Genomic DNA, 14219 nt, shown 5'->3' with positions numbered 1-14219 from the left:
GACCGGATGTCGGCCCTTTTCGGACCGATCGGCTCTTTCGAACCGATAAAACACGCTGATTATAGCAGCCCGCCGAAGCGGGCGCAATTTTGACCCAACATCAGCGCGGATGAGGCTGTGTGCGACGGGGCTGAGGCGCCGGCCGCTTGGGCTTTCCACCCGCCACATCGGGCTTGGGAATCCCGGCCAGCGCGCATACCTGTTCAACCGCCATGTCTTCCCACATGCCACGCTTGAGGCGTGAAGGCAGCGCAATCGGCCCATAGCGAACCCGCATCAGACGACTGACCGTCAGCCCTAGCGCTTCGAACATCCGGCGCACTTCCCGGTTGCGGCCCTCCGAAAGCGTTACCCGATACCAGTGATTGGCCCCTTCTCCACCGCCATCCAGCAAGGTGTTGAACTTGGCCTGACCATCCTCCAGTTCAATGCCCTGCAACAGCGCATTCTTCTGGGCATCGTCGAGCTCACCAAGGATCCGCACCGCGTACTCGCGATCCAGTTCGTAGCGCGGGTGCATCAGCTTGTTGGCAAGATCGCCGTCATTGACGAACAACAGAAGACCAGAGGTGTTGAAGTCCAGCCGGCCAACGGCGATCCAGCGCCCCTTGCGAAGATTGGGCAGGCGATCGAAGACCGTGGGCCGCCCCTCCGGGTCATCCCTGGACACGATCTCCCCTTCCGGCTTGTGATACAGCACCACGCGGGGAATCCGCGGCGCAAATCGGATCGGCATCAGCTTGCCATTGATCCGCACCCGATCACCCGGGCCGACTTTCTGGCCTACATCAGCAGGCTCGCCATTGACCGAAATCCGGCCCGCCACGATCCATTCCTCGATTTCGCGACGGGAGCCGATACCTGCTGCTGCCAGCACTTTGTGCAGGCGCTGAGGTTCGGTATAAGTAGAATCCTCCGGCTTGCGACGACGCTCACCCTCGACCGCAGGAAGGAGTTCACTGCTGGCAAGCGGATAGGGACTTGTCCCACCGCCGACAGATGCCGGCTGACGCTTGGCACGCCAGTTACCCCGCCCACCGCCACCGAGATCACTGAGTCCGATTGCCGAGGCGTTGCTCTTGGGTTGCCGGCCCTCATCGTCGCCACGGGGCGGGCGGCCACCACGACCACCACCCTCAGCGTCAGGGCGGCCACGCCCGCGGCGCCCACCCTGGTCAGACGGGGGAGCCTGACGGCCGGACTCCTGTCCGGGCCGGGCGGATTTGGCCTTAAACGGCCGGTTCTTCGGTTTTTGGGAGGTCGACAAGATCCATGATCCTTTCGATTTCAGTCAGCGGAGGCAACTCGGTCAGACTGCGCAGGCCGAGGTCCTCCAGGAATTTTCGGGTCGTGGCATACAAACCCGGCCGACCGGGCGTATCCCGGTGACCCACCACGTCCACCCACCCCCTCGATTCGAGGGTCTTCAATACATTGCTGGAGACGACCACCCCACGAATGTCTTCTATATCGCCCCGCGTCACCGGCTGGCGATAGGCAATGATCGCCAGGGTTTCGAGAACAGCCCGGGAATACCTGGGCGGCCGCTCCTGCTTGAGTCTGTCCAGATACACCTGATACGCCAGCCGGGTCTGAAAGCGCCAGCCGCCTGCCGTCTGCACCAGTTCGACACCGCGCCCCTGCCAGTCCTCGGCCAGTTCGTCCAGTAGGCGCCGCACCAGATCGCCACCGGGATCCTCCTCGAACAGGCGGCGCAGATCACTCACCGGAACCGGCGAGGCCGCAGCCAGCAGGGCTGTTTCCAGCACCCGCTTGAATTCTTCAGGCGTCTCCGGTTGCACTGTCAGCACGCTTCACATAGATCGGCGCAAAGGCCTCATTCTGGGTCACCACAACCAGCCTTTCCTTGACCAGCTCGAGGGTCGCAAGAAAACTCACTACCAGGCTGGCCACACCGAGCTTGGGGTCGAAGAGCGACTCGAACACCACGAAGCTGTCGTCACGAAGGCGCCTGAGGATCAGGGTCATGTGCTCGCGCACGGACATTTCTTCGCGCTGAATCGTGTGATGCCGCTTCAGGCGCGCCTGACGGGCAATCTTCAACCAGGCCAGCTGCAGATCATGCAGGCTTACCTCTGGGAGGCGCTCCACCACCTTCTCGGCGACGAAAACCCCAACCCATTCAAAATCCCGTTCCACACGGGGTAAGGCATCCAGGCGCATCGACGCCAGCTTGACCTGCTCATACTCAAGCAGGCGACGAACCAGCTCTGCCCGCGGGTCAAGTTCTTCGTCTTCCTCTGCCCGGGGCGGTCGCGGCAGCAGCAGGCGCGACTTGATCTCCAGCAAAGTCGCAGCCATCAGCAGATAGTCTGCCGCCAGCTCAAGATTGTGCTTGCGCATGGCCTCCACGTATTCCAGATACTGGGCCGTCAACGGCACCATCGGAATGTCGAGGACGTTGATGTTGGCCTTGCGTATCAGGTACAGCAGCAGGTCGAGCGGGCCCTCGAAAGCGTCGAGAATGACCTCCAGCGCATCGGGCGGAATGTACAGATCCTTGGGCAGATCGAAGATCGGCTGACCATACATTCGACCAATGATGGCATCCAGCGGATCGGCCGGGGGGGCCAGATCCAGGTCGGCAGTCAACACGCCCACCGCCCTGTTTGTTCAGCGCAGGCTAACACGCGAGGAGCATGCTTCCAAGGCAAAAATCCACGGAACACCTCCCCGCCTGTCATCAGCTGTAGCTCAGCCCCATGGCGTCACGCACCTCGCGCATGGTCTCCTGGGCCAGCTTGCGGGCGCGGTCACAGCCATCGGCAACGATACTGCGCACCAGGGAGGGGTCGTCGAGGTAGGGCTGAGCCCGCTCACGCATGCTGTCCTGCTCTTTGAGCACGGCATCAATGACCGGCTGCTTGCATTCGATGCAGCCGATGCCAGCGCTCTTGCAGCCCTGGGTGACCCACTGCCGCGTGCTGTCATCCGAATAGATGACATGGAACTGCCACACCGGGCACTTCTCCGGATCACCCGCATCGGTGCGCCTCACTCGGGCAGGATCGGTCTGCATGGTGCGGATCTTCTTGGTCAGGGACTCTGCCTCCTCACGCAGGAAGATCGTGTTGCCGTAAGACTTGGACATCTTCTGACCGTCAAGGCCGGGCATGCGCGAGGCCTCGGTGAGCAGCGCGCCGGGCTCGACGAGGATCACCTTGCCGCTGCCCTCAAGGTAGCCATAGAGGCGTTCCCGGTCGCCAAGGGAAAGGCTCTGGGCCTCTTCGAGCAGGGCCTTGCCGAGGGCCAGCCCTTCTTCGTCGCCGTTCTGCTGGAAGCGGGTGCGGAACTCCTCATAGAGCTTGGCGCGCTTGGAGCCGAGCTTCTTGATGGCCTCCCGGGCCTTCTCTTCGAAGCCGGGCTCGCGGCCGTACATGTGGTTGAAACGACGGGCCAGTTCGCGAGTGAACTCCACGTGGGGCAGCTGATCCTCGCCCACCGGCACCTTGTCGGCGCGGTAGATCAGGATGTCGGCACTCATCAGCAGCGGGTAGCCCAGAAACCCGTAGGTGGTCAGATCCTTGTGGGTCAGCTTTTCCTGCTGGTCCTTGTAGGTCGGGACCCGCTCCAGCCAGCCCTGCGGCGTCATCATGGACATGAGCAGGTGCAGCTCGGCGTGCTCGGGCACGCGGGACTGGATGAAGATGGTCGCCTGGGACGGATCGACGCCTGCCGCCAGCCAGTCAACGATCATCTCCCAGACGCTCGCCTCAATCCCCCGGGGGTTATCGTAATCGGTCGTCAGGGCATGCCAGTCGGCGGCAAAGAAGAGGCAGGGATACTCAGCCTGCAGCTTGACCCAGTTTTTCAGTACACCGTGATAGTGGCCGAGGTGGAGACGCCCGGTGGGGCGCATGCCGGAGAGGACGCGTTCAGCGAACATGAATAATCAAAGTCCAATAACGGTTGCAAGGGCAAAACGGAAAATGGCCACCAGTGGCCCGAGAATGTCGCCAAGGATACCGGTGAACAGCAGGACCAGCAGAATCGGAAAGCCGTAGGGCTCGAGGCGGGAGAACGTGTAGGCGGGCCCGGCCGGGAGCAGGCTGACAGCAATCCGCCCACCGTCAAGGGGCGGCAGCGGCAGCAGGTTGAGAAGCATCAGCACCGCATTGATCTGCATCCCGGCATCCGCCATCTTGGCCATGGGCAGGGCGTAGATGTTCTCGGGCGACATGATCGCGAAGCGGAACAGCATGGCCCAGCCAAGCGCCATCACCAGATTGGCGAAGGGCCCGGCAGCGGCAACCCACAGCATGTCGGCCTTGGGCCGGCGCAAGCGCCCGAAATTGACTGGTACCGGCTTGGCCCATCCGAACAACATCGGCGAGCCACCCGCAAGCGTGCTCGCCACGACGATCAGGGCCGGTACCACGACGGTCCCCATCGGATCGATGTGACGCAGCGGATTGAGGCTGATGCGCCCTGCCCGCTCGGCCGTGGAATCGCCGAAGTGACGCGCCGCATAGCCATGCGCCGCCTCATGAAGCGTGATGGCGAACAGCACGGGCAAAGCCCAGATTGTCAGGGTGGATATGAGTTCTTGCATGGATCACGACGCCGAAGGGGCGCGATTCTAGCAGACTGGACGCCTCAAGCCCCGGACGAAAGGCCGCTTACAGGCCAAAGGGCGCAAGACTGCCCCGCCCTTCCCGCACCAGCACCGGGGAACCGCTGGTCAGATCGATCACCGTGGTCGCCTCTCCCCGACAGGGGCCGGCTTCGATCACAAGATCCACCTCCTTTTCAAGACGGTCGCGGATTTCCTCGGCGTCCGTCAGCGGAAACTCCTCGCCCGGCAGCAGCAAGGTCGAGCTCAGAAGGGGCTCACCCAACTCGGCGAGGAGGGCCGACACGACAGGATGATCGGGGATGCGCAGGCCGATGGTCTTGCGCTTGGGGTGCAACAGGCGCCGCGGCAGCTCTTTGGTGCCTTCGAGGATGAAGGTGTAGGGCCCCGGCGTAGTGGCCTTGAGGAGCCGATACTGGGTGTTGTCGACCCGGGCGAAGGTCGCGATCTCGGAGAGATCCCGGCACAACAGGGTGAAGTGATGACGCTCATCCACATCACGGATGCGGCGGATGCGGGTCAGTAGCGGGTTGTCGCCGGTATGGCCGCCGAGGGCATAGGCCGAATCGGTGGGGAAGGCCACCAGGCCGCCATCACGCATGATCTGCGCAGCCTGCTTGATCAGGCGCGCCTGGGGCTGTTCCGGGTGAAGCGAAAAAAACTGGGCCATGGTTCAAAAGTAAGCAAAAAAGGAAGGCGTCACGCCAGGCGGGTCCACACCGGCGTGAGGTCGGGAGGCAGCGGTGGCGCGCGCCCCAGGTCAATGGGACTGTCCTCCGGGCCGTGAAAATCGGAAGCGCGCGAGGCCATGAGGCCGAACTTGCGCGCCAGTCGGGCGAAGGCCAGCAACTGACCGCCGTCATGCGCACCACAGGAAACCTCGATGGCATCACCACCCAGGTCCCGGAAGCGCTCGAAGAGAATGTCCATTTCAGCATGGCTGAGGCGGTAACGCCCGGGATGGGCAATCACGGCCAGACCGCCGGCCCCCTTGATCCATGACAGCGCATCTTCCAGGGTGGCCCAGACATGTTCGACGTAGCCGGGTTTGCCCCGGGCCAGGTAATGCAGAAAAACGTCATGGACGTTCTTCGAAATGCCAATTTCGACCAGGTAGCGAGCGAAATGGGCCCGACTGACCAGAGCCGGGTTGCCGGCATAACGCAGGGCGCCTTCGAGCGCCCCCCGGATCCCGATCCGCTCCAGTTCAGCGCCAATTCGTGCCGCACGTCCATCACGCCCCCCGCGAACCTGGGCCAGGCCGGCGATCAGCGCTTCATTGGTCGGGTCGATCCCCAGCCCGACAATGTGCAGGGTCTGATCGAGCCAGGACACTGAAATCTCGACCCCTGGCACAAATCGCAAGCCCAGCGCCTGCGCCTGTGCAGCGGCCTCGGGCAAGCCGAGGAGCTCATCATGATCGGTCAGGGCAAGCAGCTCGACCCCATTGGCATGGGCGCGACGAACCACCTCTCCTGGCGGCAACGTTCCGTCGGAGGCGGTGGAATGACAGTGCAGATCGGCATTCAGGGTATTCATGATTCCTTTGACCGCAGGAAAGTCTCAATGATCCGGGCCACTTCGCCCGGTTGATCATGATGCAGGTTGTGCCCACTGTCCGGCACCCGGACTTCGCGCAGATCCCGAAACGCGGCCCGGGCCTCGGCGTGCGCCTCGTCGTCCACACCCAACCGGTGCCGCAAGGTCGGCGCCTCCGGCTCGATCCACAGGGCTGGCGCACTGACCCTGCGCCAGCAGGCGAGTGCTTCGGCACGCCGGTAAAGCACCGGATTGATTCGCTTGTGCGCCGGATCGCCGGCCATGCGGATGGCGCCTTCACCATTGTCCTCGCCAAGATGCTTCGCGAGGAACGCAGCCCTCTCCGCAGACAAACGCGGATTGTCCGCCTGCAGTCGGGCGGCCAGCGCATGTAGATCCGGATAGCCGCGAAAAACTGCTGGCGAGGCCAGGTCATTCAACCACTTCTCCAGACGTCCCGGCGACTGCGCGGGCCCCGTATCGGCCAGCCCGAAAGCATCCAGCGCCACCAGACGGGCGACCCGCGCCGGACGCACACCAGCGTATACACAGGCCACGTTGCCACCCAGACTGTGGCCGACGAGATTCACGGGCTCCTCCGGCGAACACGCATGCAGAATCGCATCCAGATCTCCCAGGTAATCGGGAAACCAGTAAGCATCACCACGCCATTCGGTCTGGCCAAATCCACGCCAATCCGGCGCCAGCACATGCCAGCCGGAATCCAGCGCATCCACCACAAACTGGAAGGACGCGGACACATCCATCCAGCCGTGCAGCATGAAGATCATCGGCGCCCCGGGTTCGCCCCACTCACGAAGGTGATAGCGCAAACCGCGGACAGGCAGAAAACGGCTTCGGGACGGCGTCATCCGTCCAAGTGTATCAGACGCTTGCCCCTCTCCGCCCGCGATGGTAAGGTGCGCGCCGTCGTGTGGGAGAGAGTTCGCGTGGGTCATCCGCGAGCCGCCGAAGGCGCAACCCCCGGAACCGCTCAGGCAAAAGGACCGCCGACGAAACAACAATCTGGAGAGCGATGCTGCCCGCCCACCGTGCGTTGGCCGCATCCACCGAAGGGGCACGCAGGCCGGTCCATGCACCGCTGCAATCTCTCAGGTACAAAGGACAGATGGGGCCGAAGCGACTTTCACGTCGCCTCGGCCCCATTGCTTTTCTACACTGTAACGATTGCACCGGAGAGCCCCATGACCCAACAGACCCCCCTTCACGCCACCCACGTCGCTGCCGGCGCCCGCATGGTCGACTTCGCCGGCTGGGACATGCCGGTCAATTACGGCTCCCAGATCGAGGAGCACCACGCCGTGCGCCGCGACGCGGGCATGTTCGACGTCTCCCACATGCTGGCCCTGGACCTGGAAGGCGCCGACGCGAAGGCCTTCCTGCGCGGCCTGATCGCCAACGATGTGGCCAAGCTCGTCGAACCCGGCAAGGCCCTTTATGCCTGCATGCTCAATGAGCAGGGCGGCGTGATCGACGATCTGATCGTCTATTTCCTCTCCGATACCGCGTACCGCATCGTCGTCAACGCCGGCACCGCCGACAAGGATGTCGCCTGGATGCAGCAGCGCCTGGCCGCCACCGGCGCGGCCGCCACGCTCAGCGTGCGCCGTGATCTGGCCATGATCGCCGTCCAGGGCCCCAACGCCCGCGCCAAGACCTGGGCCGCCATCCCCGGCGCCGAAGCCGCATCCACCGCACTCAAGGTTTTCCAGGCCGCCACCTTCGGTGACATCTTCATTGCCCGCACCGGCTACACCGGTGAAGACGGCTTCGAGCTGACCCTGCCGGTGAGCAAGGCCGCCAGCACCTGGGCCGCGCTGGCTGCTGCCGGCGTCAAGCCCTGTGGCCTCGGCGCCCGCGACACCCTGCGCCTGGAAGCCGGCATGGCCCTCTACGGTAACGACATGGACGAAACTGTCTCCCCCCTCGATGCCGGGCTGGCCTGGACGGTGGACTTCAAGGACGAAAACCGCGATTTTGTCGGTAAGGCTGCCCTCGTCGCCAACGGCGCACGCCAACAGGCCCTCGGCCTGATCCTGGAAGACAAGGGCATCCTGCGCTCGCACCAGAAGGTATTCACCGCCCAGGGCGAAGGCGAGACGAGCAGCGGCAGCTTTTCGCCGACCCTCGAGAAGTCCATCGCCCTGGCCCGCCTGCCTCTCGGCGTCGCGGCCGGCGATGCGGTCGAAGTGGACATCCGCGGCAAGCGCCTGAAAGCCCGCGTCGTCAAGGCCCCCTTCGTCCGCAACGGCAAGGCTCTGGTCTGACTGGTCAGAAATCCAATCCACCCCCTTTCATCCGACTTGAACAAGGACACGACATGAGCACCCCCACCGACCTGCGTTACACCGCCTCCCACGAATGGGTTCGCGTCGAGGCTGACGGCACCCTCACCATCGGCATCACCGATCACGCCCAGGAAGCCCTCGGCGACGTGGTCTTCCTCGAGCTGCCGGAGGCCGGTCGCAGCGTGGCCAAGGAAGAAGCCATCGCCGTGATCGAATCCGTGAAGGCCGCCTCCGACATCTACGCCCCGGTCGCCGGCGAAATCCTTGAAGCCAACCAGGCCGCCCTCGACGCCCCCGAGTCCGTCAATGCCGACGCCTACGCCGCCTGGCTATTCAAGATCAAACCGGCCAACGCGGCCGATGTGGACGGCCTGCTGGACGCCGCCGGCTACGAAGCCGCCATCGGCTGAACGCTGATTGCCTGACCGCGGGCGCGCCGGGCTGGTGCGCCCCACCCTGCTGTCGCTGTCACCCAACCGAGTTCTCCCATGTCGAAGACCCTTCTCTCTGCCCCGCTCGCCACGCTCGAACAGGGCGATGACTTCATTCGCCGCCACCTCGGCCCCTGCTCCAACGAACTGCCCGGCATGCTCGCCGCCGTTGGCGTCGACGCCCTGGACACGCTGATCCAGCAGACGGTACCGGCCGGCATCCGCCTGTCCGCCCCGCTGGCCTTGGGCGAGCCGATGGCCGAGCATGTGGCCCTGGCCCGGCTCAAGACCATCGCCGGCAAGAACGTGCTCAAGAAGTCCCTCATCGGCATGGGCTACTACGACACCATCACGCCCAAGGTCATCCTGCGCAACGTGATGGAGAACCCGGGCTGGTACACCGCCTACACGCCCTACCAGGCCGAGATCGCCCAGGGCCGCCTGGAGGCTCTGCTCAACTTCCAGCAGATGGTCATCGATCTGACCGGGCTGGAACTGGCCAATGCCTCCCTGCTCGACGAAGCCACCGCGGCGGCCGAGGCCATGGCCATGGCCAGGCGCATCTCCAAGGTCAAGGGCCAGGGTTTCTTCGTGGACGAAGGGGTCTTTCCCCAGACCCTCGACGTGGTGCGTACCCGCGCCGGCTACTTCGGCTTCGAGCTGATCGTCGGCCCGGCCGCCGAAGCGGCCCATCATGACGTTTTCGGCGCCCTGCTCCAGTACCCCAACGAACGCGGCGAAGTGGCCGACATTTCCGACGCCATCAGCGGCCTCAAGGCCAAGGGCGCGGTGGTGGCCGTCGCTTCCGACCTGCTGGCGCTGGTCCTGCTCAAGTCTCCGGGCGCCATGGGTGCCGACATCGCCCTGGGCTCGGCCCAGCGCTTCGGCGTTCCGCTGGGCTTCGGCGGCCCCCACGCCGCCTTCTTCGCCACCCGCGAAGCCCATGTGCGCTCCATGCCGGGCCGCATCATCGGCGTGTCGAAGGACGCCCGCGGCAAGACCGCCCTGCGCATGAGCCTGCAGACCCGCGAGCAGCACATCCGCCGCGAGAAGGCCAACTCGAACATCTGTACCTCCCAGGTGCTGCTGGCCAACATGGCCGGCATGTACGCCGTGTATCACGGCCCGGAAGGCCTGCGCACCATCGCCGCGCGCATCCACCGCCTGGCCGCCACCCTGGCCGAAGGGCTCAAGCAGGCCGGCTTCGAGATGGCGTCCGAGGTGTTCTTCGACACCCTGCAGGTCAGCACCGGCGCGCGCACGGCGGACATCTACGCCGCCGCCCAGGCCGTCGGCTACAACCTGCGCCACGTGGATGGCAAGGGCCTCGGCATCTCCATCGACGAGAAGACCACCGCCGCCGACATCGCCGCCCTGCTCTCCGTCTTTGGGGCAAAAGCGGATGTCGCAGCGCTGGACGCCAGCGTTGCTGCCCGCGGCGGCAACCTGCCGGAAGCCCTGCTGCGTGACGACGCGATCCTGTCGCACCCGGTGTTCAACACCCACCACACCGAACACGAGATGCTGCGCTACCTCAAGCGCCTGCAGAACCGCGATCTGGCGCTGGACCACTCCATGATCTCCCTGGGCTCATGCACCATGAAGCTCAACGCCACCAGCGAGATGATCCCCGTGACCTGGCCCGAGTTTGCCGACATTCACCCCTTCGCCCCGGCCGACCAGACCACTGGCTACCTGGAGATGATCGAAGGCCTTGCCGCCCAACTCCGCGAGATCACCGGCTTTGACGCCATCTGCATGCAACCCAACTCCGGCGCCCAGGGCGAGTACGCCGGGTTGGTCGCCATCCAGCGCTACCACGCCTCCCGCGGAGATCGTCATCGCAGCGTCTGCCTGATCCCCAGGTCAGCCCACGGCACCAACCCGGCCACTGCCCAGATGTGCGGCATGGACGTGGTGGTGGTGAACTGCGACGACAACGGCAACGTGGATCTGGACGACCTCAAGGCCAAGGCCGAACAGCACGCCGACAAGCTCGCCGCGCTGATGATCACCTACCCGTCCACCCACGGCGTGTTCGAAGAAGCCATCCGCGAGATCTGCGCCACCGTGCACCAGTACGGCGGCCAGGTGTACATGGACGGGGCCAACATGAATGCCCAGGTCGGTCTCACCTCCCCCGCCACCATCGGCGCCGACGTGAGCCACATGAATCTGCACAAGACCTTCTGCATCCCCCACGGCGGCGGTGGCCCGGGCATGGGCCCGATCGGTCTGAAGGCCCATCTGGCGCCCTTCATGGCCGATCACGTGGTCGCCGCGACCGGCAGCGAGGATCGCCCCAACGCGGGCCAGGGCGCAGTCTCCGCCGCCCAGTTTGGCTCCGCCAGCATCCTGCCGATCTCCTGGATGTACATCACCATGATGGGCGGCCGCGGCCTCAAACGCGCCACCGAAGTTGCCATCCTCAATGCCAACTACGTGGCCAGCCTGCTCAAGGAACACTACCCGGTGCTCTACACCGGCAGCCAGGGTCGCGTCGCCCACGAGTGCATCCTCGACATTCGCCCCATCAAGGCAGCCACCGGCATCTCCGAGGTGGATATTGCCAAGCGGCTGATGGATTACGGCTTCCACGCCCCCACCATGTCCTTCCCTGTGGCGGGGACCATCATGGTTGAACCGACCGAATCGGAAGACAAGGGCGAGCTGGACCGCTTCATTGCCGCCATGGTAAGCATCCGCAACGAGATCCGTGCCATCGAGGACGGCCGGATTCCCGCCGACAACAACCCGCTCAAGAACGCCCCTCACACCCAGGCCGACTTCCTCGGCGACTGGGACCGTCCCTACTCCCGCCAGGAAGCCGTCTTCCCCCTGGCATGGGTAGGCGACAACAAGTTCTGGCCGAGCGTGAACCGTATCGACGACGTTTACGGCGACCGCAACCTGTTCTGCTCCTGCGTACCGATGGACGAACTGGGCTGACATTCAGACAGGCGTTGCGGCTTCTCTCCCGAGGGAGGACCGCAACGGCCAGTCAACGAGCCAGCAGTGCTTTCAGGTGGGAGACTGGGATGGCATAGGAAATGCCGGAAGGGCTGGAGATGGCGTTTTCCTTCATCCCCTTGATGAAGACCATGTTGAGGATGCCCAGCACTTCACCACTATTCACGTCATAAAGCGGGCTGCCGCTGTTGCCCGGATAGGACACGATGTCCAGTTGAAACACCGGGTAGCGCCCCACGGATAAGCGCCGCACCGCCCCGGGGTCAAGCTGGCTGGCCGATGGCAAGGGCTGACCAACCGGCGTGATGGCGGCAATGATGCCCCGGTGGGTAACCGGAACGATGCCCATGCTCGCACCAAGGGGAAAGCCCGTCAGCGCCACATCCTGTCCGTCGCGCACCGCTTCGGAATCCCCCAGCCGCAGGGGTGGCATAGGCAGGCCGGCAATCCACAGCACCGCAAGATCGTGATCCGGGTCGCGCGCATCCCGCTCCACCAGCCGTACGCTCACCCGACCTGAGCCCGACTGCGCTATCACCAGGCGTTCTTCCGAACCGCGGCTATCCGGGGCTGCGGCAATCACATGGGCGTTGGTCGCCACCTGCTTGCCGTCACCTACGACAAAGCCCGTGCCCAGAAAGCGAAACTGAGGGCTACGGGTAGGCAGGAAGGTGCCCACAGCGACAACGGAAGGTTTAACCTGAGCGACGGTGTCCGGGAGATCGGCAAAGGCCGAAACGGGCGCCAACAGCGCGAGGCACACACCCAGAAAAAGACGACGGGTGAGGGCCAGCTTCACTGCCCCGCCGCCTTGAGGGCCTGCAGGGCCGGCGATGCGCCTACCACGCGGGCATCGAATGGGTGCTCGTGACGCTGGAAGAAGGTCAGGATACGCCGCACGTAGTTCTGGGTTTCCTTGTAGGGCGGAACGCCCCGGTAGCGATCTACAGCCCCCTCGCCGGCGTTGTAGCCCGCCACCGCCAGGGCCACATTGCCCTGGTAATAGGCGAGCAACCAACGCAAGTAAGCCAGGCCACCCTTGATGTTCTGCACCGGGTCATAGCTGTCCTTGACGTTGAAGCGGCTCGCCGTCTCGGGAATCAGCTGCATCACACCCATGGCGTTCTTGGGTGAGGTGGCATTCGGATTAAAGTTGGACTCGGTAGTGGCGATGGCGAGGGCCAGCCGCGGCTCGATGGAGAAACGCGGCGCCAGGGTGGTGATCAGCTCGACCATTTTCTTCTTCTGCTCGGGCAGCGAAGCCAGATATTTCTGGGTATCCCAGCTGTCACGCGCCGCAAAGCCCCGGTCGGACGCGCGGGGCAGCAGGCAGTCTGGCACCACGCCAGTATATTCACCCACCAGCCGGCGGGCCTTTTCGGCACCGACGTGGCCCTTGGTCAGGGCCATCTCGAACAGCGTCGCTGCATACCCGTCGTCGCGATCGACGCCACGCCCGTTGGCATACATCCAGCCAAGGCTGTACATCGCCTCGGCACTGCCGGCACGGGCCGCCTCGCAATACAGGTCTGCCGCCCGCCCCGTATCCCGCGGAACGCCCTCCCCGTGCTCGAAGGCGAGCGCCTGTTCAACGAGCCCACGGAGATCGCCCACAACGGTATCGGGAGCAACAGCATTGGCTGGCCCGGCCGTCAGGGCGAACCCCGCCAGCAGGGCCGGACCGAGCCTCCGGGCGGACAAGGACAGCACAGCCCGGAGTCTGGCGATCAAAGCCGCCACACTTTCGCGCCAGCCGCCTCAAGGGTAGCCGGGTCGTAGAAGCTCTTCACATCGGTGAACACACCGTTGGGCACCAGCTTCTCGCACAGTTGCGCCGCGCCCAGTTCGGCATACTCCTTGTGAGCCACGGCGGCCACGATGGCGGATGCACGGGGCAGATCGTTCCAGGCCGTCAGGCTCACGCCATACTCGTGCTCAGCCTCGGCGGACTCAGCCACCGGATCATGCACCAGCACATTGCAGCCGAAGCTCTGCAGCTCACGGATCACGTCGATGACCTTGCTGTTGCGCAGGTCGGGGCAGTTTTCCTTGAAGGTCAGGCCCAGCACGATGACGTTAGCGCCCTTGATGTTGTGCCCGGCACTGATCATCTCCTTGACGGTCTGCTCGGCCACGTACTTGCCCATGCTGTCGTTGATGCGACGGCCGGCGAGGATGACCTGCGGGTGGTAGCCCAGCATATCGGCCTTGTGGGTCAGATAGTAGGGATCCACGCCAATGCAGTGACCGCCCACCAGGCCCGGACGGAAGGGCAGGAAGTTCCACTTGGTGCCGGCGGCCTTCAGGACTTCGATGGTGTCGATGCCGATCTTGTGGAAGATTACCGACAGCTCGTTCATCAGGGCGATGTTGAGG

At 64.4% G+C, this 14219-nt stretch carries 14 protein-coding genes and 1 riboswitch; of the genes, 3 read left to right on the top strand and 11 right to left on the bottom strand.

Annotated features, from left to right (window positions below; genetic code table 11):
- Window positions 1-100 precede the first annotated feature (100 nt).
- The 8 genes from rluB to ACIQ09_RS09905 form a co-directional block, all read right to left on the bottom strand.
- Window positions 101-1267 carry a 23S rRNA pseudouridine(2605) synthase RluB gene (gene rluB / locus ACIQ09_RS09940; RefSeq protein ID WP_398308719.1) on the bottom strand — a complete coding sequence of 389 codons (1167 nt, stop codon included), beginning with the start codon at window positions 1265-1267 and terminating at the stop codon, window positions 101-103.
- Window positions 1230-1802, bottom strand: a complete 573-nt coding sequence (gene scpB / locus ACIQ09_RS09935) for an SMC-Scp complex subunit ScpB (RefSeq protein WP_398308768.1) — start codon at window positions 1800-1802, stop codon at window positions 1230-1232. The genes rluB and scpB overlap by 38 nt, the downstream gene beginning before the upstream one ends.
- Window positions 1783-2613 carry a segregation and condensation protein A gene (locus ACIQ09_RS09930; protein WP_398308718.1) on the bottom strand — a complete coding sequence of 277 codons (831 nt, stop codon included), beginning with the start codon at window positions 2611-2613 and terminating at the stop codon, window positions 1783-1785. Before ACIQ09_RS09930 ends, scpB begins: the two co-directional genes overlap by 20 nt.
- A 91-nt stretch (window positions 2614-2704) precedes the next feature.
- The gene (locus ACIQ09_RS09925; RefSeq protein ID WP_398308716.1) at window positions 2705-3907 is read right to left on the bottom strand and encodes a tryptophan--tRNA ligase; all 1203 of its coding nucleotides are present in this window, start codon (window positions 3905-3907) and stop codon (window positions 2705-2707) included.
- A 6-nt stretch (window positions 3908-3913) separates the two neighbouring features.
- Window positions 3914-4573 carry a site-2 protease family protein gene (locus ACIQ09_RS09920; RefSeq protein ID WP_398308714.1) on the bottom strand — a complete coding sequence of 220 codons (660 nt, stop codon included), beginning with the start codon at window positions 4571-4573 and terminating at the stop codon, window positions 3914-3916.
- Between the two features lie 67 nt (window positions 4574-4640).
- Window positions 4641-5264 carry an L-threonylcarbamoyladenylate synthase gene (locus ACIQ09_RS09915; protein WP_398308712.1) on the bottom strand — a complete coding sequence of 208 codons (624 nt, stop codon included), beginning with the start codon at window positions 5262-5264 and terminating at the stop codon, window positions 4641-4643.
- 29 nt (window positions 5265-5293) lie between these two features.
- The gene (locus ACIQ09_RS09910; protein ID WP_398308710.1) at window positions 5294-6133 is read right to left on the bottom strand and encodes a 3',5'-nucleoside bisphosphate phosphatase; all 840 of its coding nucleotides are present in this window, start codon (window positions 6131-6133) and stop codon (window positions 5294-5296) included.
- A complete protein-coding gene (locus ACIQ09_RS09905) occupies window positions 6130-6924 on the bottom strand; it encodes an alpha/beta fold hydrolase (RefSeq protein ID WP_398308708.1) in 795 nt (264 codons plus the stop codon). The genes ACIQ09_RS09910 and ACIQ09_RS09905 overlap by 4 nt, the downstream gene beginning before the upstream one ends.
- Window positions 6925-7058: 134 nt before the next feature.
- Window positions 7059-7152: riboswitch (glycine riboswitch) on the top strand.
- 186 nt (window positions 7153-7338) lie between these two features.
- Here ACIQ09_RS09905 and gcvT point away from each other — a divergent pair.
- From gcvT to gcvP, 3 genes are all read left to right on the top strand, one after another.
- Window positions 7339-8421, top strand: a complete 1083-nt coding sequence (gene gcvT / locus ACIQ09_RS09900; RefSeq protein ID WP_398308706.1) for a glycine cleavage system aminomethyltransferase GcvT — start codon at window positions 7339-7341, stop codon at window positions 8419-8421.
- A 53-nt stretch (window positions 8422-8474) separates the two neighbouring features.
- A complete protein-coding gene (gcvH, locus tag ACIQ09_RS09895) occupies window positions 8475-8852 on the top strand; it encodes a glycine cleavage system protein GcvH (protein ID WP_398308704.1) in 378 nt (125 codons plus the stop codon).
- Between the two features lie 78 nt (window positions 8853-8930).
- Window positions 8931-11822 carry an aminomethyl-transferring glycine dehydrogenase gene (gcvP, locus tag ACIQ09_RS09890; protein WP_398308702.1) on the top strand — a complete coding sequence of 964 codons (2892 nt, stop codon included), beginning with the start codon at window positions 8931-8933 and terminating at the stop codon, window positions 11820-11822.
- 52 nt (window positions 11823-11874) lie between these two features.
- Here the strand turns inward: gcvP and ACIQ09_RS09885 are convergent, their stop codons facing one another.
- The 3 genes from ACIQ09_RS09885 to ACIQ09_RS09875 all read right to left on the bottom strand — a co-directional run.
- Window positions 11875-12642 (bottom strand): S1C family serine protease, encoded by a 768-nt coding sequence (locus ACIQ09_RS09885; RefSeq protein ID WP_398308700.1) that lies wholly within the window; start codon window positions 12640-12642, stop codon window positions 11875-11877.
- Window positions 12639-13583, bottom strand: a complete 945-nt coding sequence (locus ACIQ09_RS09880; RefSeq protein WP_398308698.1) for a transglycosylase SLT domain-containing protein — start codon at window positions 13581-13583, stop codon at window positions 12639-12641. The genes ACIQ09_RS09885 and ACIQ09_RS09880 overlap by 4 nt, the downstream gene beginning before the upstream one ends.
- The coding region (locus ACIQ09_RS09875; protein WP_398308696.1) for a nucleotide sugar dehydrogenase at window positions 13571-14219 on the bottom strand (649 nt) is incomplete at its 5' end. The genes ACIQ09_RS09875 and ACIQ09_RS09880, both read right to left, overlap by 13 nt.

It is taken from the genome of Zoogloea sp. (genome assembly GCF_044344315.1).
Classification (GTDB): domain Bacteria; phylum Pseudomonadota; class Gammaproteobacteria; order Burkholderiales; family Rhodocyclaceae; genus Zoogloea.
This window is presented reverse-complemented; position numbering and strand designations above follow the sequence as displayed.